Below are 20,448 nucleotides of genomic sequence, written 5' to 3' on the forward strand. Positions count from 1 at the left end.
GGCACCTGAGTCTTCGGTAGCATAAATAACCAACTACAAATATAGCATGTAAGCAGCATGCCGTCAATGCTAATTTAACTATATTTTTTTATTATAGTAGCATTATTTTATACTTATTTTATTTTTCTGAAAATAGCGTATAAAATATAGCTATTCAAGAAAATTAAGATAGTAGAGGTGTTTCTTTTTGAACAATATTTTAGTTATCAATGCTGGTAGTTCATCCCTAAAGTGGCAACTATTTCAACAAACCGATTTAAGCTTAGTGGCTAGCGGTTTGATGGAACGGATGAACACCCCAGAAGCGCGCTTTACTTTTAAATTCAACGGCCAAAAAGAACAGGTCGCAATCGCTAATCTAACCTATGAAGATGGCGTTATTCGTTTATTGAAACAATTACAAGACAATGCCATTATCGACTCGCCTAGCGATATTGTCGCCGTTGGTCACCGAGTGGTGGCCGGCGCAACAACGTTTGAAAAATCAACGTTAATCACCGCCGATAATTTGGCAACCCTCAAGGCACTCGATAAATATGCACCCTTACACAATCCCGTGCAAGTCGATTGTATTGAAACCTTAATGCACATCCTACCAACTTCAGTGCCCGAAGTCGCTGTCTTCGATAGTCAATTCTACTTAGATATGCCGGATGCAACCAGTTTTTATGGTCTCCCTTATGAAGATAGCCAAAAATACCAAATCCGTAAATACGGCGAACATGGTATTAGTCATGGCTATATCTTACAAGAAACAGCCGATTTTTTAAACCAACCAGTTGCAGATTTAAAATTAATCACCTTACATCTTGGTGGCGGTTCTTCAATCACCGCCAGCCAAAATGGCAAACCAGTCGATACATCAATGGGCTTCACCCCTCTTGAAGGCCTTCCAATGGGCACGCGTGCCGGTTCATTAGATGCTGCCATCGTCCCCTTTTTAATGAATGAATTAAATAAGAGTGCGGACGAAATCATCACCCTTTTAAATACAGAATCAGGGATTCTCGGCGTTTCAGGTGTTTCTGCTGACATGCGTGATATCCAATCATCATTAGCAACTAATCCCCGTGCTAAATTAGCTTATGATATGTTCATCACTTCTGCTGCTAAGTTTATCGGCAGCTACTACGTTGAACTTGGCGGTGCTAATGTCATTACTTTCACAGCCGGAATTGGTGAAAATGATGCTAAAATGCGCGCTGATGTCTGCGAACGCTTAGCCGTTTTAGGCGTTAAGATTGATCCAGAACGTAACGAACAAGGTCACGGTGCCCGTCAAATCAGTACCGACGATTCAGCAATCAAGGTCTTGATGATCCCAACTAATGAAGAATTAGCGATTGCCAAACAAGTTAAAGCACTCGTTAAAGATTAATTTTAAAGCACAAAAAAAGCGTTCATCCGAAAGGATGAGCGCTTTTTGCATTACCAACTTAGAAGCTAGCAACGTCAACTTTGACACCAGGGCCAAATGTTGAGCTAACTGATAAACTTGTAATGTATTGACCTTTAGCTGAAGCAGGACGAGCTTTGATGATTACGTCTTGCATCGCTTTAAAGTTTTCTACTAATTTAGCAGAATCGAATGATACCTTACCGATTGGTGCGTGAACGATACCAGCTTTATCAACACGGTATGCCACTTGACCAGCTTTAATGTCGTTAACTGCTTTAGTAACGTCCATTGTAACTGTACCAGTCTTAGGGTTAGGCATTAAGCCTTTAGGTCCCAAGACACGGCCTAAACGACCTACTTGAGCCATCATTGGTGGTGTAGCAACGGCAACGTCAAAGTCTAACCAGCCGCCTTGGATCTTTTCAACTAAATCTTCGGCACCGACTACGTCAGCACCAGCAGCTTCAGCTTGTTTTGCTTGTTCGCCTTGAGCGAAAACAACAACGCGTTGTGTCTTACCTGTACCATTTGGTAGTACGACAGCACCACGAATTTGTTGATCAGCTTGTTTAGGATCAACGTTTAAACGATATGCAACTTCAAGAGATGCATCGAATTTTGCAAAATCAACTTTCTTTACTAAGTCGATTGCTTCTTCAACAGTGTATGCTTTAGTAGCATCCACTTGCTTTGCAGCTTCTAAATAATTTTTACCTTTTTTAGCCATTAGGGTTTTCCTCCTTGCAATTGTGGTGAACGGTTTTTGACCTCCCACTTGATTTTTCAACTTTCATTGAAAATCCGACTGAAAGTGTCAAGCATGAATTAACCTTCGACAGTGAATCCCATGCTTCTTGCAGTACCTTCAACCATGCGCATAGCAGCTTCAACGTCTGCAGCGTTTAGGTCTTGCATTTTAGTTTCAGCGATTTCTTGCACTTGAGCTTTAGTTACAGTTGCAACTTTCTTAGTGTTTGGTTCGCCAGAACCTTTTTCAACACCGGCAGCTTTCTTTAAAAGAACTGCTGCTGGTGGTGTCTTTGTAACGAAATCGAATGAACGATCCTCGTATACAGTAATGACAACAGGAATCAATAAACCAGCTTGGTCAGCTGTACGTGCATTGAAATCCTTTGTAAAGCCCATGATGTTGATACCAGCTTGACCTAAAGCTGGACCTACTGGTGGTGCTGGAGTTGCTTTACCTGCAGGAATTTGAAGTTTTACGATGTTTGCTACTTTTTTAGCCACGAAACATACCTCCTTAAGTCCGTGATGTGGTTAAGATGGCCATTATATTTGGTCTCCCACTAGTGTATGAAAACATACTCTCATAATATACCAATCAATTCTGAAAAATGCAAGCTCTTTTAAATTACTCTTGCCACAAAAAATCACTAATTGCCTGATCAACTAACCGATTCTCATGTAGCATGCTGTGTGCCCCACCGGCGCCTCTGACGAGCATTTCTTGATACCGGTTGATTCGGCCCCGTAATAAACTGCGGAGCGCAAAACTGCTATCAACAGCGACGGAACCATCATGGCGACTAGTGCCCAACAATTCGCCAGCAATATTCAAAACGCTAATTTCAGTAGGAAAATGTGCAATTCGTTGGGCTAAATAATTATAATTAGCCGTTTTTTTAAGTGGTCCCCGTTGCGTTAGCTCACTCCAAAAAACGGCTGCAGTATCCGGCCCAATCGACGGATCATTGACCGGTGCTGCTAATAATACGACCGCTTTAACCGGCACAGCAGTTGGGGTCAGTAAATAACGCAAAACCGTGATTGCCCCCATCGAGTGCCCCACTAAATTAATCGCCGTTACTGCATAATCTTTTTTTAAGATGGCCACAATTTGGCTGAGCCAGCGAACTTGATCCTGGACATCAGCGTGGTTATTTTGAAACAGGACTTGAATCGTTGGGTTACTGGCGGTCAATTCTTGTGGCCCGTTAAACGTCAGCGTGCCGTCTACAGCAACTTTGATAACTAACGCTTTTTTGGCGACGCCCATTTTTTGCAGACGCATCAATAAATGTCCCATAGAATACCGATTACCCCGATAACCGTGGATAAACAACGTCGGTACTGCTTCATAATGGGTTAAGCGCGGGTGCCAATGATGCTGCACGTGGGCTAATTTATAGTAATCAAGCCCCATTAAACTCACTGCTGACACAACTAAAATAACAATGATTGCTAATAACTGATTAATAATCTGCCACATATTCATCACATCATTCTATCTAAAATAAGAAGTGCGTTTGAAACGCTTTAACTTTGAGCATTAGCACAGCTCGGCGAATAACTGCTGTAAGCAGTTGTTTGACGAGTGACGCTAAGCACAGAAGTCAGTTTCAAAAAGCACGTTTCCACTATTAATATTCGACTATCAAATAAGGGACCGCAACAAAAATTACTTTTGTCACGGTCCCTCGATTATTACTTAAACGTGCTTTTACCAGTAGCTTTCTGTGCTTTGCTACACTTATCAAACCGGCGATTGCATCGCCAATTCGCCAAGTTGGCAAATGCTCAAAAGCTAACCACTGGTAACGCACTCCTAATTAAACGTGTTCTATAAGCCATATCCTTGCGGCTAACGCCGAATGCCAAACGATTGCTTGTAGCAATTATTCACCACTCTCTGTTATTCCTCAGGATATACCCGGCTTATGGCGCACTCTAAACTAATTCGTCCACTTGATCATAGTCTAATTCGGTTGCCGTTTCACGGCCGAACATATCGATATTAACTTTTAACTTCATCTTTTCGTCGTCAACTTCTGTAATTTGACCAACTAACCCAGAGAAAGCACCATCCACGATTTTAACAGATTCGCCCACTTTAAATTCAACATCTAAATGACGGGTGCTCATGCCTAATTGACGTAAAATTTGGTTAATTTCATCGTCTAATAGTGGCGCTGGTTTACTACCGGCACCGTGAGAACCAACGAATCCAGTTACACCAGGTGTATTCCGAACAACGAACCACGCTTCATCTGACATCACCATTTCAACCAAAACATAGCCAGGGAAAGTTTTCTTCATATCAACTTTATCCTTACCATTTTTGATTTCATGTTCTTCTTCTTCAGGTACAACAACGCGGAAGACGTTGTTTTCCATCCCCATTGATTGGGCACGAGATTCTAAGTTCGCCTTAACTTTGTTTTCGTAGCCTGAATAAGTGTGTAATACGTACCAGCTTTTTTCGAGTGATTCAACCATGTTTGTTCTCCTTTAAATACCAAAATAAAAAAACTCCGACCACGCGAAGTTTTCTGCTTGCCACAAGTATAGCAAAACCAGCTTCATTAAGCTAGTTTTAAAAAATAAATAGTTCAAGAAGTTTGAGAATTGCTAAGTCAACGACGCCAAAGAAAATTGCGTATAAAACAGATGTCATGACAACAGTTGACGTATCCTTACGCGTTTGTTTGGCATTAGGCCAAGTAACAATTTTCATTTCTTCAACAACGCTTTTTAAAAACTTAATCATCTTCATCCTCCTATGTTAACGTGTTTCTTTATGTTGTGCGTATTGTCCGCAATGTTTACAATATTTGTTTAACTCTAGACGTTCTGTCCGGTTCTTGTTTTCAGCAACGTAATAGTTACGTGAACCACAGACAGTACAGGCTAAGGCGACTTTCTTAACACCCATGACTAAAAGCCCCTCTCTAAGTGATGTTTATCCCATTCACTTTATCATGTGCAGGCGAACCTGTCAATCTTAGAATCCATCAACAAAAGCGGTGAACCGTTTTAGTCCGGTCCCACCGCTTTTGGTTAACGATTCTCTTGATAATACCGTTTTAACTTGGTCTGACACCTTGATTGACCTCGTTTCAACTGGTCAATCGTACAATCGAGTTGGCAACAAGCCTCATCAATTGAAAGCTGACCGGTCAATACTCGAAACGCCACTAATTCAAATGGCGACAGTGTTTCAAGATAACATCGCAATTCAAACTGCGATTGATAGTAAGTGACCGTGTCTTCTGAAATCGCGTCACGTTCTGGTCGCTCCGCAATCAATACTGCTTGGCGGTCACCCCGCCGTTTTTGAGCGAGTTCTCGGCGCAGTAAATTTAGAATATGGTTTTTAAAGCGTAATTTGTAGAAACTACCAAAACTTTTGCCACGCTGACAATCGTAACACTGGCAAGTTTCGTAACAAACAATCCGAGCTTCTTGTAACCAATCATCTTCATCGAATAATCGGATGTAATATGGTGCCACGGTGTGATACACCATCGGTAAGTACGCCTTGAATAACACGTCTAATGCTTGTGAATCATTCTGAGCCACTGCTGAAATCAGCAGTTCATCGCGCTTTGTTTGTTCCATTGACCGAAACTCCCTTCACGCAACAACCATACTGTCATTTTAACAAGAGTTTTGCCAGACCGTAAGCGAACGCTTGTTTAATCTGTTTCTTCATTACTCAATTGATCGCGCATCTGTGCTAGACGTTCTAACTGTTCGTCATCCCACGGCCGATTTCGTTGCATTACTTTGCTGTGATAGCGTTTGGCATCATGGTCAATTTCGCGGTGCGTCCGTTTAATCTCGCGGTAAAAATCATGCGAGGATACCCGCAAAGCGCCTCGTGAAAAGATAGTCCATTGTTCAGCTTGATCACTTGAAACCACGGTGACTTGATTAATCGGTGACATCAATTTACCCGCCAAGGCTTCAATATAACTATCAGCGGTTTCATCTTCTTCAGTGAACACCACTTCAAGATTATATTGTTCATAACTTTGCTTAATCCCTGGCACATACATCGCATCAAAAACGAGGATAATTTCAATCTCACGAAACTTCCGGTACTCCGATAACGTCTGCAATAGACTATCGCGTGCATCTGCCAAGTGATCATTTTGCTTTAACTTATTTAATTCCGGCCAGTTACCAATAATATTATAGCCATCTGCAATTAAAATCTGCTTTTTCATTAGCTATACCAAAGGTTGACGGCTGTTATAAGCCTGATACATGAGAACCCCCGCAGCAACACTGGCATTTAAACTTTGCACATGGCCCACCATTGGAATTGTCAAAGTTTGATCAACTTCTTTTTTAACGATTGGTGAAAGACCCTTACCTTCGTTACCAATGATTAAGCCGATTGGCCCCTTAGCATCCCACTTACGGTAGTCGGTGCCGGCCATGTCGGTGCCAAAAATCCAGAGACCGCGGTCTTTGAGTTTCTTAATTTCTTGCGTTAAGTTCGTGACGCGCGCCACCGGAATATGTTCGATCGCACCCGTTGATGTTTTAGCGACTGTTGATGTTAACCCCACCGCCCGGTGTTTCGGAATGATAATCCCATGCACACCAACTGCATCGGCTGTCCGCATAATTGATCCTAAGTTATGTGGATCTTCCAAGTTATCCAAGATTAAGATAAAAGGTTCTTCTTCTTGTGCTTTAGCCTTAGCAAAAATATCATCAACACTGGCATATTCAAACGGTGCGATTGCTAAGATAATCCCTTGGTGATTTTGACGATCACTCAATAAGTCCAACTTGTTCTTAGGCACATTTTGGATGATCAACCGTTTTTCTTTCGCCAATTTAACAACATCGTGTACGAAGTCAGCTTTCAAACCATCTTGCAGGAAGATTTTGTTAATCTTCTTGGCATCGCTGGTCTTCAATGTTTCTAAAGAAGCATGTTTCCCGATGACGAAATCAGTTTGTTCTTCAACCGCTGCTTCTTCGACGGGTGCTGCTGGTTTCTTGTTAGCTGGACGCCGGGTTGGCTTGGCAGCATTTTTAGCCGTTCGACGGCTATTAAATTCATTATTTTTTTGGTTATAAGATTGGTTATTATTTTTTCTCATGGGTCCTCCCAGCGTCGACTTGTTGAATACACCAGTGGGCTAATTCAGCGACGCGCTCTTGTTGTTCAGTTAAGTATAGATAGCCAAAAACCGCTTCAAAGCCAGTTGAGGTCCGATAAGTCGAAACACTCGTATTCTTGGCTTTCGTATAACTTTTGGCATTTCTACCGCGTTTAAAAATATTCATTTCTTCTTCTGTTAAATAATTATCATCGATCATCAAACCGATCAAAGCAGCTTGCGCTTTAGCAGACACATAGTGTGTTGCAACTTGTTGCAAGCGAGTCGGTTTGGTTAAGCCGAGTTCTAATAAATGGGCCCGCACGTAAACTTCATAGGCTGAATCTCCCATATAAGCTAAGGCAATCCCGTTTAGTTGTAAAGCGTTTTTCATGCGCGTCTCCATCTCATTCCTTGTGGTGTATCTTCCAAAATAATCCCTTGAGCCTTCAATTGATCCCGAATCGCATCACTCTTAGCAAAATCTTTAGCTGCTCGAGCGGCTTGGCGTTCTTCAATTAGGCTTTCAACTTCCGTATCCAATAACTGATCCGCTTTAAACACAACCCCAAAAATGGCTAATAGCCGGGTTAAACGGGTTGCCAATGACGTTAATGTATCGGCTTGAACCGTTGTCTGTTCCAAATATTGGTTACTTAATTTAGCCAGTTCGTACAATTGGGTTAAACCGTTTTGAACGTTAAAATCATCGTCCATCGCTATGACAAAAGCCGCTTCCAGTTCAGCTGCCTTATCCATCACAATTTGGTCTTCACCTGGTTCAGCCGTTGCTTGACGGAAAGCCAAGTTATCAAGCGTCGTCTTCAAGCGATCCAAATTAGTTTGGGCTTCTGCTAACAATGATTGACTGTAACGAATTGGGCGCCGGTATTGCGTACTACTCATCAAAAAGCGCAAGGCTTGTGGATTAACTTCTTGAATCAAATCGTGAACCGTCACAAAGTTGCCCAGTGACTTACTCATTTTTTGATCGTCGTCCCCAACCGTTACAAATCCATTGTGTAACCAATAATTTACAAAGGTTTGACCGGTCTTGGCTTCACTTTGAGCAATCTCATTTTCGTGATGGGGAAATTCCAAATCTTGGCCACCACCATGAATATCGATCGTATCGCCTAAGTATTTAGTCGACATCACGGAACATTCGATGTGCCAGCCAGGGCGGCCCTTGCCCCAAGGTGAGTCCCAAGTAATCTCGTTGCCTTTTTCAGCTTTCCATAAAGCAAAATCGATTGGATCTTCCTTACGTAAAGTTTCTTCTGTTGCCGTATGTTCGCTGGCGCCTTGTTCGAGTTGATCAAGATCTTGACCAGCAAGATGACCGTACGCCTTAAATTTGCGGGCCCGGTAATAAACATCACCGTCAACGGCATAAGCATACTCTTTAGCAATCAAATCTTGGATGAACGCTACGATTTCTTCAATATTATCAGTTGCCCGTGGATTAAGGGTTGCTGGTTCAATATTGAGGGCTTTAGTATCTTCTTTAAAGGCAGCGATGTAGCGGTCTGCTAATTCTGGCACGGTGATGTTTTCCGCGTTAGCCGCTTTAATCATCTTATCGTCAACATCCGTGAAGTTTGAAACGTAATCAACTTGGTACCCGCGATATTCGAGATAGCGGCGAATCGTATCAAACGCAATCGCACTACGCGCATTACCGATATGAATATAGTTATACACAGTTGGCCCACAGACGTACATCTTAACGCGGCCTTCTTCAAGGGGTTTAAAGGTTTCTTTTTGGCGTGTGAGGGTATTATAAACGGTTAGCATCGAATCTTCCTTTCTTAAACGTGCGTCATAAGCCATCTTCTTCCGGTTAGCTACATCCAGACATATCACCGACCTTGTCGGTAATATGTCTGATTAGGCTAATCCTCAGAAGATACCCGGCTTATTCCGTACTCTTCCAAATAAAAAGCGCCCTTTGTTAATTAACAAAAGACGCCGGTTGAGCGTGGTTCCACTTTTCTTCGCAAAAATGCCTCAAGCAGATAACGGTGTCCCGACTAGCAGTAAAAATCTACTAGCATCTCCAAGGTGCATTTCGATTAACCCAATTACTTCTTCACAGCACCCAGAAGCTTTCTGAAAATTCGGCTAATCTACTTCTTCTCTTCATCAATTTATACAGTTTAGTTAGTCTCAATAATACCGATTATTGGTGACCATGTAAAGTCATCTGAATGCTTATTTTTCATTCAAGCCTTTTTGTTGGTGTGCTGGTTTAGCGAAAATCATTCGTCCAGCAGCCGTTTGTAAGGCACTTGTGACAATCACATCTAATGGTTTATTGAGATAATGCTGGCCATCTTCAACAACAATCATCGTGCCATCTTCAAGGTAAGCAACCCCTTGTTGCCGTTCGGTTCCGGCTTTGACTACCGTGACGGTCATCGCTTCTCCAGGTAAGACAGCTGGTTTCAATGTATTGGCCAATTGATTGATATTAAAAACAGGGACGTTTTGGAATTCACAGACTTTATTTAAATTGTAATCATTAGTGACCACAATCCCATCTAACAACTTCGCCAACTTGACTAGTTTGCCATCGACTTCCGTTAAATCTTCAAAGTCGCCATCGTACATTTCGACAGATAAACTTTCGTCCTTTTGTAATTCATTCAAGATATCTAAACCACGACGACCACGCGCCCGTTTTAAGTTATCTGCAGAATCGGAAATTAATTGTAATTCATGTAAAACGAAATTAGGGACCATCAAGGTGCCTTCGATAAAGCCGGTCTTAGCAATTTCCTTAATCCGACCATCAATGATGACACTTGTATCCAAAATCTTATACTTCCGGAAATTATCATCTACCTTGCGTTCTAGCACGTCAGTATTGCGTTTTTTAGGTTGTAAGAACTTACGCCATTCATCGAGACGGGTCGTCCCCACCTTAAAGCCTAAATAACCAAGCGCAAACATCAATAGGATCGGTACCACTGTATTTAAAACAAAAATCGGCATCCGGTATAACGGAATCGAAACAACATTCGCTAATAACAAGCCAATTAATGAGAATACACTCCCAAATAATAGGAAACTAGGGGATTGTTTAAACAACGCCTTTTCCAATTGACGCATTGCGCGTAACATCGGACTAGCTAGTACCAAGAATAAAAGATAAAAAATAATTGCACCTAACACGGCATTGGTAATGCCATTATTGAGATATGTGACTAATTCTAAATGAACGACTCGCCAAAACTCCGGAAAGGCCGTGATCCCTAAAGCACCCCCTAGAATCACAAAGACGATACCTAACACTCTTCTTTTAGTTAATGGTTTTTGTTGCATCATAAAACCTCCTCTCGCACCAACTTATGCCTAGTTGAATACTTTTTTTAAAGTTTCTGCAATAGTTGTAACACCAACGACTTGAATGTCAGTTGGCGGCTCCCAACCTTGCAAATTATTTTTAGGAACGTAAATGCGTTTAAAACCTAACTTCGCCGCTTCGCCAACGCGTTGTTCGATCCGGTTGACCCGTCGAATTTCACCCGTCAAGCCAATTTCGCCGACAAAACAATCGGTTGGTGGAATTTCTTTATCGCGATAACTGGAAGCAATCGAGACGGCCATCGCCAAATCAATCGCTGGTTCGTCTAACTTAACGCCACCGGTTGCTTTAAGATAAGCATCTTGATTGGAAAGCATCAAACTCGCCCGCTTTTCTAAAACCGCCATAATTAATGACACCCGATTATGGTCTAACCCTGAAGATGTCCGTTTTGCGTTCCCGAACAAGGTTGGGGTAATCAAAGTTTGCAACTCAACCAAGATTGGTCTGGTCCCTTCCATTGAAACCACCACCGCTGAACCAGTCGCACCGGCCAGCCGTTCTTCAAGGAAAATTTCAGATGGGTTAGCGACTTCTTGTAAACCCGCTTCCCGCATTTCGAAAATCCCGATTTCATTAGTTGAACCAAACCGGTTTTTAACCGATCGTAAAATTCGGTACGTGTGATGCGTGTCACCTTCAAAGTACAACACGGTATCTACCATATGTTCCAAAATCTTCGGACCGGCGATCGCCCCTTCTTTAGTCACATGTCCCACCACAAAAATAGTAATCTGATTGGTTTTAGCAATCCGCATCAATTCTGCAGTCACTTGGCGAACCTGTGAAACACTCCCGACTGCAGAAGTCACTTCTGGTTCACTCATTGTTTGAATCGAATCAATCACGACGTATTCTGGTTTGAGCGTTTCGATTTGGTGGCGAATATTGCCCATATCCGTTTCGGGATACAGATACAATTGATCGCCATTAACCCCTAATCGATTCGCCCGCATCTTAATTTGCGAGGCACTTTCTTCACCTGAAACGTATAGGATTTTACCCACTTTTTCAAGTTGCCCTGAAACTTGTAGTAACAAGGTGGATTTCCCAATCCCAGGATCCCCACCGATTAAAATCAGTGAGCCCGGCACCACACCGCCACCTAAAACGCGATTCAATTCATTTAATTCCGTTTTGACACGGGGTTCTTTTTGGATATTAACGGTACTGATTTTTTCAGGTTCAGTGGCCCGGCCTGAAATTGTGAAATTTGATTTGGCCGCTGCGGCGGGTTGTTCTCGTTCTTCAACCATTTGATTCCAAGCACCACAATTCGGACAGCGCCCCAAGAATCTGGGGGAACTGTAGCCACAATTCTGGCAGACAAACTGCGTTTTAACTTTAGCCACAAGATTCTCCTTTACTACCCTTATTGTCTACTATTTTAGCACATATCGACTACTGATTACCGTTAGCGCGGACTAACGACCGGATGAACCAAAACCGCCGGTCCGTTTAGTTGTCACAGCTACTTCATCATCAGCCACAAGATATGGCATGAAAATACCTTGACCAATTCGTTCGCCTTTTCGCAAAATAATATCACGCGGACTGAAATTCAACATTTGAATAAAAATTTCACCCTCGTTGGCATCGTTGCCGTAATAATCTGAATCGATAATCCCGACACCATTGGGAATCACTAACCCCTTTTTCAAGGGATTGCTTGAACGATTAGCAATCATTAAATATTCATCATCTTGCATATAGGCCTTAATCCCCGTTGGTACTAGGAAAGGTTTCAAGGTCTTAGAAGCCCGTTCAAAATCATCATCAACTAGTGGTTTGCCGTTTCGAATCATCCGAAATAGACGGACAAAATTATAATGCCAGATGGATGGTAAAACGAAGTCCTCTGCACAAGCAAAATCGTATCCTGCTGAATGTGCAGTCGACCGCACTGGTAAACTTAAGTTTGCTGATTGGTACTTGGTTACTATTTCGAATCCTCGTTTTTTCATCTAAAAAAGCTCCTATATTATTAACACCTAATTTGGCGCTATTTTTTACTACTGTATCATACCATGAAAACCAACTAACTTGAATAATGCCCGCGACGGATTTAATAGAAATTTTAGCAAAAAATGCCTATTTTAAAGCGCTTTTTTACCGGTTATTGCGTATAATGGCATTATAAACATATAGAAGAGGTGTCTTAATGGATAAGAATGCAATGAAAAAAATGGCTGCTGAACGCTCAGTGGACTACGTCGAAGACAATATGATTTTAGGACTTGGGACTGGCTCAACGGTTGTGTACATGGTCGAAGCGCTCGCTAAACGTGTGAAGGCTGAAAACCTCCACTTAACTTGCGTCTGCACATCAATCAGAACTGCAGAACAAGCAACATCCCTTGGTATCCCCGTCAAAGCACTCAATGAAGTCGATCATATCGATTTGACAATTGATGGTGCCGATGAAGTTGACGCTAACTTCCAAGGGATTAAAGGCGGTGGCGCTGCCCACTTATTCGAAAAACTAGTGGCAACAACCTCAACCCGCAACATCTGGATTGTTGATGAAGAAAAAGTAGTCGATACAATCGGCCGCTTCCCACTCCCCGTTGAAGTGATTCCTTTTGGCAGTCAACAAGTTTTCAACAAGTTCGTCAAAGAAGGCCTTAACCCAGAATTCAGAACAACCGAAGATGGTCAACGCGTCTTAACAGACTCCAAAAATGAAGTGATTGATCTGCACCTTGAAAAAATCACACATCCGCACTTACTAGCATCTTGGTTAAGCGAACAAGTCGGCGTCGTTGAACACGGCCTATTCTTAGACCTCGTCAACGAAGTCGTAGTAGGCTCACCAGAAGGCGTCAAAATCTTAAAAGCCAGATAAAAACAGAGTGTCCTTCAAAGTGGTCATGTTCTGAGGATTAGCATAGGTAGGCGAATAACCAATGTAATCAGTTGTTTGACTAACGACGCTAAACGCAAGAATCAGGTTGATATGGCACGTTTGGGATAACCTACTCTTCAAGTGACTAGATTATGCCAATCCCCCAAATAACCATCATACTCGTTATGATGGTTATTTTTTATCTTTAACGGTACAAAGCAATTCTCATATTAACCGTTTTCTTACTCATTTTATAATTAATCCCAATATCATTATCCCCTCCATCTCGTGTTTACTTCTCCCGTTAAATCAACTAGAATTGAGGTATATTGAAATTAAGGAGTGATTAGATGACCCAAGAAATTACACATGCTAATTTAATCAAGATGCGCCAAGTACTCGCCGACATGCCGCAAGCCCAAACGCTACGCAATGCCGTCATGAACAACGGGATTAACGCGGTCGCTCAGCGTCCTGATGCTGCCGTAACCCTTGACCCAACCTACTCGATTGACTTGCCAACCGGTGACGTCAGCTTCCAAAAAAAGAGTGGTCGTTGTTGGCTATTTGCCACACTCAATACACTTCGTCATGATTTCGAACAAAAATATAACGTGAAGAACTTTGAACTTTCCCAAAACTATCTCTCTTTCTGGGATCGGATTGAAAAAGCCAATCTTTTCTACGAAAAAATTCTAGCAACAGCTACTCAACCCATTACGGATCGCGAAGTCGCCTTCGCACTTGCCGGACCTGATTTTGACGGCGGCCAATGGGACAACGCCGTTGCTTTGATTCAAAAATACGGTGCCGTTCCTAAGTCCGTCATGCCCGAAACTTACAATAGTGATTTAACCACTGAATTCAACAGTACCTTAAACCTTAAATTACGGACAGATGCGATTAAACTCCGCCAATTAGTTGCTGATCAAGCAAGCGAAGCCAAAATCAGCGAAACTAGAACAGCAATGTTAAGCGACATTTATCGTCTCAGCGTTTACGCTTTTGGCGAACCGGTTGAAACATTCGACTTCGCCTATCGCGACAATGATCAACAATATCACCTGGATCAAGGTCTCACGCCACTGAGCTTCTATCAAAAATATTTAAATCGTCATTTTGATGATTACATCACAGTTGTCAGCAGCCCGCAAGCCAGTAAACAATACAACCAACTTTACAGCTTAGACTCACAAGATACCGTGGTCGAAGGCCATCCAATGCGCCTATTGAACCTCCCACCCGACCGTCTAAAAGCATTAGCGATTCAATCACTCAAAGCAGGTGAATCAATCTGGTTTGGTAACGACGTGCTCGCCGACTTAGACCGGCAAAAAGGCTGGTTGGACAGCAATCTCTATGACTATTCAAGTCTCTTCAGCATCGACTTAACAATGCCTAAAGACCAGCGACTTGATTATCGCCAAGGCGTTGTTTCTCACGCAATGACGCTAACCGGTGTCGATTTAGTTGACGACCAACCCACAAAATGGAAAGTTGAAAATACTTGGAGTGACAAGGTCGGCAATAAAGGCTACTTCAGCATGAGCGACGCTTGGTTTGATGACTACGTATACGAAGTGGTTATCAAAAAAGAATACCTCACAAAAGAAGAACAAGCCTTACTAGACCAAACCCCAATCAAACTAGACCCATGGGACGCACTCCAATAAAATAAGTGCGTTCAAGCTGGTCAACTTTTGAGCATTAGCACAGAAAGTTAGCTTGAAAAGCACATTAAGAAAGAAGTGCGTCATCAACAAGTAACTTCTGTGCACTTACAGCACTTGACGAATTGGCGATGCAATCGCTGATTTGGCAAGTGAGGTAAGGCGGAAGAAGTTGTTGATGAAAGCACGTTAAAGAAAGAAGTGCGTTCAAACCAGTTATATTCCGAGTACTAGCGTAACAAGGTGAATGATTACTGGAAGTAATCGTTTGACTTGTGGCGCTAGACACAGGAATATGGTTTGAAAAGCACGTTAAGAAATATCAATAATCCATCCCAATTCTCAAGGAGGTTTTTTCAATGGTTCAAGCTATCACACCCGAAAATATTCAACAATTCAAAGCCGATTTCAAGGCGGTTCCACAATCAAACGTCATTAAAAATACGGTGATGAACAACGGCTTTTTAGCCAGCAGTCAAAATACAACTTCAAAGGCTTTGATGGACCCAGTCTTTTCAATCGATTTAGATACTGGCGCCGTTTCAAATCAAAAGCAATCCGGCCGTTGCTGGATGTTTGCCGCATTAAATACGATGCGTCATAGCTTACAAGCACAATTCAAGATTAAGGATTTCGAACTTTCGCAAAATTATACGAACTTCTGGGATAAATTCGAAAAATCAAACTACTTCTACGAAAATGTTTTAAAAACCGCCAATCAACCAATCGGTGATCGCAAAGTCGACTTTTTAATGACGACACCCCAACAAGACGGTGGTCAATGGGATATGTTATGCGCCCTCATCGAAAAATACGGGATTGTGCCTAAGTCAGTCATGCCCGAAACTTATAACAGTGAGAAATCAAGCGAACTCAACAGTGTCTTGAACCTTAAACTCAGAAAAGATGCCGTCACCCTTCGTCAATTGGTTGCCGATGGTGTCAGCGAAGCTGATATCCAAGCAAAGAAGGATACAATGTTGACTGAAGTTTACCGGATGCTTGTTTTCGCATTGGGCGAACCCCCTGTTGAATTTGACTTCGAATACCGCGATGATGACCACAACTACCACATTGAAAAGGGCCTCACACCACAAACTTTTTATCAAAAATATGTTGGTTGGGACCTCGAAAATTACGTTTCATTAATCAATTCCCCAACAGCGGACAAACCATACAACCACTTATATAGCGTCGAAATGCTCGGCAACGTGGTTGGCGGCCGTGAAGTTCGCCATTTGAATCTTGATATCGATGATTTCAAACAACTTGCCATCAAACAACTCCAAGCTGGCGAATCAGTTTGGTTTGGTAGCGATGTTGGCCAATCATCCGACCGTAAACTGGGTATCATGGATACGGAAATCTATCAAAAAGCAGCATTACTCAACATGGACCTTTCAATTTCTAAAGGCGAACGCCTAGATTACGGTGAAAGTTTAATGACGCATGCAATGGTCATTACTGGCGTTGATATCGTTGATGGTCAACCAACGAAATGGAAGGTTGAAAACTCATGGGGCGATAAAGTCGGTACTAAGGGCTACTTCGTCATGAGCGACAGCTGGTTTGACGAATTCGTCTACCAAATCGTCATCAACAAACGCTTCTTAACAGCAGAAATGCAACGGATTGAAAAAGAAGAATACGATCACCCAACCGTTCTCGCACCATGGGATCCAATGGGCGCATTAGCAAGTCGCTAAACAAATTAAAAAGGTCAGGACAAATTTGCCCTGGCCTTTTTAGTTTGTCCTAATCCTGTGTGCCAACAACTAACAAACTATCGTAATAAATTTGCATCATCATTTGCCAATCGCTGAATTGGAGCCATTCATCACCCTTATGCGCGATGCCCTTTTGTCCTGGGAAAGAAGGCCCAAACGCGATGATATTCGGTAAGGCGCGGGCGTAAGTCACCCCGGTCGTCGTCACCGGTGTGCCATCTAAGCCTGTATCAGCCGCATAAATCGCTGATAATTGTTGAATAAATGGCAATTGCGGATCAGTTACTTGCGATGGATACCGCCGCTTAACCGTCACCGTCATCCCCGGTAACAACGCCGCTTCGATACCGGCTAACAATTGTTCTTCAGTCACCGAAATCGGATAACGACACGTTAAATGACAACTCAACTGTTGCGCCTCAATTGACAACCCATAAAAGGCTAGCTGCAAAGCCCCCGAGGCTGCATCTTCAAAATTGATCCCCAGATTTTCCCCAGTTGATTGATTACCAATTTTAGCAGCAAGCCACTGATAAAATTGACCGGTCTGCCCTGTCAATTGGCTAGCGTCTGCCACTAATTCCGGTAACACATTATCCGCCATTTCAGGTGCATTACTTGGCGCTTTTTTTCCTTGATAAGTTTTAACCGTCCCATCCGCTAAAAGCAGGCGGACGTGATCTGGTAAATAACTTTTGGCAAACTGCCCGTCAATCGCTGTAATTTGGCGCTCAGAGCCGTCTGTAATCGGCAACGATAACTGAACGTCTAACAAACCACGTTCCCCATAAACGGCCGGGAACTTACAATCTGGCGTAAAACCGGCGGACGGCGCTGCTTCTTGTTGTAGATACAACGGAATATCTTGGCTCCCTGACTCTTCATCCGTGCCAAAAATAATTCGGACCCGGTGCTTAAACGTTATTTTTTGCGTTTTAATCAGATAAAGTGCAAACAACGTGGATAAAAGTGGCCCTTTATTATCCAATACCCCACGTCCGTACAACAAGTTATCCACTTGGGTGAGATCAAACGGTGGATAATGCCAATCATCTTCAACGTCGACTACATCCAAATGGCCCAAGATGCCAAAATACGTTGGTGCTTGGCTTTCAGCCGGCCCATATTCAGCCCAGCCAACACAATCACCGACTTGCCCCGTTCTAAAACCCATTCGCGTCGCAATAGACAACACCGCTTCCAACGCCCGCTTAGGCCCAATCCCAAATGGTGCTTGATACGTTTTAACGCCACGAACACTCGGCACCCGCAAAACAGCCTTCAAATCGGCCAAAAATTCTGCTTCATATGGTTCAAATAAAGCTTTAAAATCCGCTCGAATCGCTTTCACAAAAATGGCTTCTTTCTATGGTTTAATACGTCTTTTCTAAAGCTTGACGCGTCGCTTCTTTAAACAGTGCAACGTCGGCCGTTGTTAGTGACTGACAAAATGCCGTCAATAACTGAATCGTTTGTTTGTAATCATCTTGATGGACCATCAACCGTGGTGAATGCATATAGCGGGTTGGCATCGAAATCGTCATTGTCACGACACCATCCATCGCTTTATGAATATTACAGGCATCCGTCCCGCCCACGGTCATAAAGTCATAACGCACATCTAATTTTAAATCAGCAACGAGCCGTTCCATTCGGTACAACAATCCTTTGTTAGCCATCGTTAAAGAATCCAGTACAGCTAAGACGACCCCACCGCCTAATCGATTACTATTTTCATTATCGAGCGGTGTGTCCTTAGCGGTTGTGACATCGAGTGCAATTGCTAAATCCGGTTGAATTTGATGAACTGCTGTCCGTGCACCCCGAATTCCCACTTCTTCTTGTGTTGAACCTGTAAAAAAGAGTGTTGCTTCATGTGGCTTTTGCGCTGTTCGTTTCATCACTTCTAATTCTGCACCCAAACTAAAACGATCATCCCACGCTTTTCCAGCCAAGAAGTTAGGATCATTCATTTGTCTAAATGGAATGTATGGTGTAATCATATCTCCAATGCGAATTCCTAATGTTTCAATCGCCTGACGATCAGCGACCCCCATATCTAAAAACATCGTCATTGGGGTCATTACCTTATTCTTGACCTCATCAGGTAAACCATGTGGGGCCCGGCTCCCCACAATGCCAATATATTTTTGCCCAGTTGCGGTTGTGACCGTCATTTCTTGAGCGGGCATCACATGCCCCCACCAACCACCAACTGGTAATAACTTAAGATAACCTTCTGGTGTAATTTGACGGACCACAAACCCCACCTCATCCATATGCGCTGACAACATCACTTTGGGGCCTTCGGTTGTCGTGCCGTTTTGCTTTAGAATAATTGATCCCAAGTTATCATAACTAATCTCATCTACATATGGTTGGGCATAATCATGCACTAACCGGCTCACTTCACGTTCACGCCCACCAATGCCATCAGCTTCACTGAGTCGGCGCAATAAATCTATATCGATTATCTCTTCTACCATTTTTTCACCAACTTATCGATTTTCTGCTTTAAACGCTTGAAGACTATCATTATCGATTTGCTTAATAAATTGAATCAATCCCGCCTTAGCAGCTTGATAATCAGCAGCAGCAATTACCGAGCGAGGCGTATTCATATTTCTAACCGGAATATTCACGAAAAGCGTTGGACAACCTGTTCGTAACTTATTCACCCAACCGGCTTCAGAATCAGCCAGTGAATAGTAATATTGATAAGGAATTTGATCTTGTTCACAAGTTTCACGGAAAGTTTGGAGTAATAATCGATTAGGTAAAACCGTTTTGTCATAGTAGTTTAATAAGACGCCATCCCCTAAAACGCCAATCCGGTCATCAGAATCAGTTTGATAATCAAATGCAGCATCTGTATCTAACATGATTGCTAAATCAGGCGTCACTTTATTCGTCGCCGTCTGAATTCCCCGTAAACCAACTTGTTCCTGAACTGTGCAGCCCACATATAAATCAAATGGCAACTCAACATTTTGCAAGGCTTGTAATAATTCAATCCCCAGAATAGGTGCATAGCGGCCATTCCAATTACGACTCATCAAAGCACCACCTTCAGTTTGAACAAATGCCGTTGCAAAACTGAGCGTATCACCTAACTGCACACCAGCCTTTTCAACTGCTGCTTTACTTAAAAAGCCAAGGTCGACTTGCACTTTATTCGTCTTATCAACAACTTGATTATTTTCCGTTTGGGCTAAAATTGTGCCTTGATAAGTTTCCCCAGCAAAATCGCCTTGGACACTAGCCCCTAACAAACTATTAGTGGGCATGTCGCCGAGTAATAAAGCTTGCAATAAGCCATTATCCAACACTTTAGTCACGATTAGACCAACCTCGTCCATATGCCCCGAAACCATTACATGCGGCGCATTTGGTGTTTGACTTTTTTTCACTGCATAAATCGACCCTAAGTTATCGTAAATCACTTCATCCGCTAGTTGCGCATAATCTTGTTTTAAACGCGCTGCAACTAACCGTTCATTGCTAGCAACCCCGTTAATATCGGTTAGTGCCTGCATCAGGTCGATTGTTTCTTGATTTAGCATTTCATCACCC

21 protein-coding genes are annotated in these 20,448 nt (G+C 42.7%); 4 read left to right on the plus strand and 17 right to left on the minus strand.

What is annotated here, in order from left to right; translation table 11 throughout:
- Positions 1–187: 187 nt before the first annotated feature.
- Positions 188–1,378, plus strand: a complete 1,191-nt coding sequence (locus tag C0213_09165) for an acetate kinase (GenBank protein AUX12577.1) — start codon at positions 188–190, stop codon at positions 1,376–1,378.
- Positions 1,379–1,436: 58 nt separating this feature from the next.
- Here the strand turns inward: C0213_09165 and C0213_09170 are convergent, their stop codons facing one another.
- From C0213_09170 to C0213_09235, 14 genes are all read right to left on the minus strand, one after another.
- Positions 1,437–2,126 carry a 50S ribosomal protein L1 gene (locus tag C0213_09170; protein ID AUX12578.1) on the minus strand — a complete coding sequence of 230 codons (690 nt, stop codon included), beginning with the start codon at positions 2,124–2,126 and terminating at the stop codon, positions 1,437–1,439.
- A gap of 98 nt (positions 2,127–2,224) precedes the next feature.
- Positions 2,225–2,650 (minus strand): 50S ribosomal protein L11, encoded by a 426-nt coding sequence (rplK, locus tag C0213_09175; protein AUX12579.1) that lies wholly within the window; start codon positions 2,648–2,650, stop codon positions 2,225–2,227.
- Between the two features lie 124 nt (positions 2,651–2,774).
- Entirely contained in the window at positions 2,775–3,632 is an 858-nt protein-coding gene (locus C0213_09180; GenBank protein AUX12580.1) for a lipase, read from the minus strand.
- 458 nt (positions 3,633–4,090) lie between these two features.
- A complete protein-coding gene (locus C0213_09185; protein AUX12581.1) occupies positions 4,091–4,639 on the minus strand; it encodes a transcription termination/antitermination protein NusG in 549 nt (182 codons plus the stop codon).
- A 97-nt stretch (positions 4,640–4,736) separates the two neighbouring features.
- The gene (locus tag C0213_09190; GenBank protein ID AUX12582.1) at positions 4,737–4,916 is read right to left on the minus strand and encodes a preprotein translocase subunit SecE; all 180 of its coding nucleotides are present in this window, start codon (positions 4,914–4,916) and stop codon (positions 4,737–4,739) included.
- A gap of 9 nt (positions 4,917–4,925) precedes the next feature.
- Entirely contained in the window at positions 4,926–5,075 is a 150-nt protein-coding gene (rpmG, locus tag C0213_09195) for a 50S ribosomal protein L33 (GenBank protein ID AUX12583.1), read from the minus strand.
- A gap of 125 nt (positions 5,076–5,200) precedes the next feature.
- Positions 5,201–5,761 (minus strand): sigma-70 family RNA polymerase sigma factor, encoded by a 561-nt coding sequence (locus tag C0213_09200; GenBank protein ID AUX12584.1) that lies wholly within the window; start codon positions 5,759–5,761, stop codon positions 5,201–5,203.
- A 77-nt stretch (positions 5,762–5,838) separates the two neighbouring features.
- Positions 5,839–6,372: a DNA-binding protein gene (locus tag C0213_09205; GenBank protein ID AUX12585.1), complete on the minus strand. Its 534-nt coding sequence runs from the start codon at positions 6,370–6,372 to the stop codon at positions 5,839–5,841.
- 3 nt (positions 6,373–6,375) lie between these two features.
- The gene (locus C0213_09210) at positions 6,376–7,263 is read right to left on the minus strand and encodes a 23S rRNA (guanosine(2251)-2'-O)-methyltransferase RlmB (GenBank protein AUX12586.1); all 888 of its coding nucleotides are present in this window, start codon (positions 7,261–7,263) and stop codon (positions 6,376–6,378) included.
- Positions 7,250–7,657 carry a Mini-ribonuclease 3 gene (locus tag C0213_09215; GenBank protein ID AUX12587.1) on the minus strand — a complete coding sequence of 136 codons (408 nt, stop codon included), beginning with the start codon at positions 7,655–7,657 and terminating at the stop codon, positions 7,250–7,252. Before C0213_09215 ends, C0213_09210 begins: the two co-directional genes overlap by 14 nt.
- Positions 7,654–9,060, minus strand: a complete 1,407-nt coding sequence (locus C0213_09220; protein AUX12588.1) for a cysteine--tRNA ligase — start codon at positions 9,058–9,060, stop codon at positions 7,654–7,656. Before C0213_09220 ends, C0213_09215 begins: the two co-directional genes overlap by 4 nt.
- Positions 9,061–9,477: 417 nt before the next feature.
- Positions 9,478–10,590: a PIN domain nuclease gene (locus C0213_09225; GenBank protein AUX12589.1), complete on the minus strand. Its 1,113-nt coding sequence runs from the start codon at positions 10,588–10,590 to the stop codon at positions 9,478–9,480.
- Positions 10,591–10,620: 30 nt separating this feature from the next.
- A complete protein-coding gene (locus C0213_09230) occupies positions 10,621–11,985 on the minus strand; it encodes a DNA repair protein RadA (protein AUX12590.1) in 1,365 nt (454 codons plus the stop codon).
- Between the two features lie 72 nt (positions 11,986–12,057).
- The gene (locus tag C0213_09235) at positions 12,058–12,597 is read right to left on the minus strand and encodes a dUTP diphosphatase (protein ID AUX12591.1); all 540 of its coding nucleotides are present in this window, start codon (positions 12,595–12,597) and stop codon (positions 12,058–12,060) included.
- Positions 12,598–12,794: 197 nt separating this feature from the next.
- Between C0213_09235 and C0213_09240 the strand changes: the two genes are divergently transcribed.
- From C0213_09240 to C0213_09250, 3 genes are all read left to right on the plus strand, one after another.
- A complete protein-coding gene (locus C0213_09240) occupies positions 12,795–13,478 on the plus strand; it encodes a ribose 5-phosphate isomerase A (GenBank protein AUX12592.1) in 684 nt (227 codons plus the stop codon).
- Between the two features lie 350 nt (positions 13,479–13,828).
- Positions 13,829–15,151, plus strand: a complete 1,323-nt coding sequence (locus tag C0213_09245; GenBank protein AUX12593.1) for an aminopeptidase — start codon at positions 13,829–13,831, stop codon at positions 15,149–15,151.
- A gap of 356 nt (positions 15,152–15,507) precedes the next feature.
- The gene (locus C0213_09250; protein ID AUX12594.1) at positions 15,508–16,854 is read left to right on the plus strand and encodes an aminopeptidase; all 1,347 of its coding nucleotides are present in this window, start codon (positions 15,508–15,510) and stop codon (positions 16,852–16,854) included.
- Positions 16,855–16,903: 49 nt separating this feature from the next.
- Here C0213_09250 and C0213_09255 read toward each other — a convergent pair whose 3' ends face one another.
- From C0213_09255 to C0213_09265, 3 genes are read right to left on the minus strand one after another with little or no spacing between them, the layout of a single operon-like run.
- Positions 16,904–18,226, minus strand: coding sequence for a peptidase M20 (locus tag C0213_09255; protein ID AUX12595.1), 1,323 nt, complete (start codon positions 18,224–18,226; stop codon positions 16,904–16,906).
- Between the two features lie 22 nt (positions 18,227–18,248).
- Positions 18,249–19,361, minus strand: coding sequence for a peptidase M28 (locus C0213_09260; GenBank protein ID AUX12596.1), 1,113 nt, complete (start codon positions 19,359–19,361; stop codon positions 18,249–18,251).
- A gap of 12 nt (positions 19,362–19,373) precedes the next feature.
- A complete protein-coding gene (locus C0213_09265; protein ID AUX12597.1) occupies positions 19,374–20,438 on the minus strand; it encodes a glutamyl aminopeptidase in 1,065 nt (354 codons plus the stop codon).
- Positions 20,439–20,448 lie beyond the last annotated feature (10 nt).

Source organism: Latilactobacillus sakei, assembly GCA_002953655.1.
Taxonomy (GTDB): domain Bacteria; phylum Bacillota; class Bacilli; order Lactobacillales; family Lactobacillaceae; genus Latilactobacillus; species Latilactobacillus sakei_A.

Excerpts from the sequence above, each read along its gene's own strand:
- C0213_09210 (AUX12586.1), bottom strand. The coding sequence starts at position 7,263 with ATGAGAAAAAATAATAACCAATCTTATAACCAAAAAAATAATGAATTT.
- C0213_09265 (AUX12597.1), bottom strand. The coding sequence starts at position 20,438 with ATGCTAAATCAAGAAACAATCGACCTGATGCAGGCACTAACCGATATT.
- C0213_09205 (AUX12585.1), bottom strand. The coding sequence starts at position 6,372 with ATGAAAAAGCAGATTTTAATTGCAGATGGCTATAATATTATTGGTAAC.
- C0213_09215 (AUX12587.1), bottom strand. The coding sequence starts at position 7,657 with ATGAAAAACGCTTTACAACTAAACGGGATTGCCTTAGCTTATATGGGA.
- C0213_09190 (AUX12582.1), bottom strand. The coding sequence starts at position 4,916 with ATGAAGATGATTAAGTTTTTAAAAAGCGTTGTTGAAGAAATGAAAATT.
- C0213_09220 (AUX12588.1), bottom strand. The coding sequence starts at position 9,060 with ATGCTAACCGTTTATAATACCCTCACACGCCAAAAAGAAACCTTTAAA.
- C0213_09170 (AUX12578.1), bottom strand. The coding sequence starts at position 2,126 with ATGGCTAAAAAAGGTAAAAATTATTTAGAAGCTGCAAAGCAAGTGGAT.
- C0213_09180 (AUX12580.1), bottom strand. The coding sequence starts at position 3,632 with ATGTGGCAGATTATTAATCAGTTATTAGCAATCATTGTTATTTTAGTT.
- C0213_09235 (AUX12591.1), bottom strand. The coding sequence starts at position 12,597 with ATGAAAAAACGAGGATTCGAAATAGTAACCAAGTACCAATCAGCAAAC.
- C0213_09250 (AUX12594.1), top strand. The coding sequence starts at position 15,508 with ATGGTTCAAGCTATCACACCCGAAAATATTCAACAATTCAAAGCCGAT.
- rpmG (AUX12583.1), bottom strand. The coding sequence starts at position 5,075 with ATGGGTGTTAAGAAAGTCGCCTTAGCCTGTACTGTCTGTGGTTCACGT.
- C0213_09185 (AUX12581.1), bottom strand. The coding sequence starts at position 4,639 with ATGGTTGAATCACTCGAAAAAAGCTGGTACGTATTACACACTTATTCA.
- C0213_09225 (AUX12589.1), bottom strand. The coding sequence starts at position 10,590 with ATGCAACAAAAACCATTAACTAAAAGAAGAGTGTTAGGTATCGTCTTT.
- C0213_09240 (AUX12592.1), top strand. The coding sequence starts at position 12,795 with ATGGATAAGAATGCAATGAAAAAAATGGCTGCTGAACGCTCAGTGGAC.
- C0213_09200 (AUX12584.1), bottom strand. The coding sequence starts at position 5,761 with ATGGAACAAACAAAGCGCGATGAACTGCTGATTTCAGCAGTGGCTCAG.
- C0213_09245 (AUX12593.1), top strand. The coding sequence starts at position 13,829 with ATGACCCAAGAAATTACACATGCTAATTTAATCAAGATGCGCCAAGTA.
- C0213_09260 (AUX12596.1), bottom strand. The coding sequence starts at position 19,361 with ATGGTAGAAGAGATAATCGATATAGATTTATTGCGCCGACTCAGTGAA.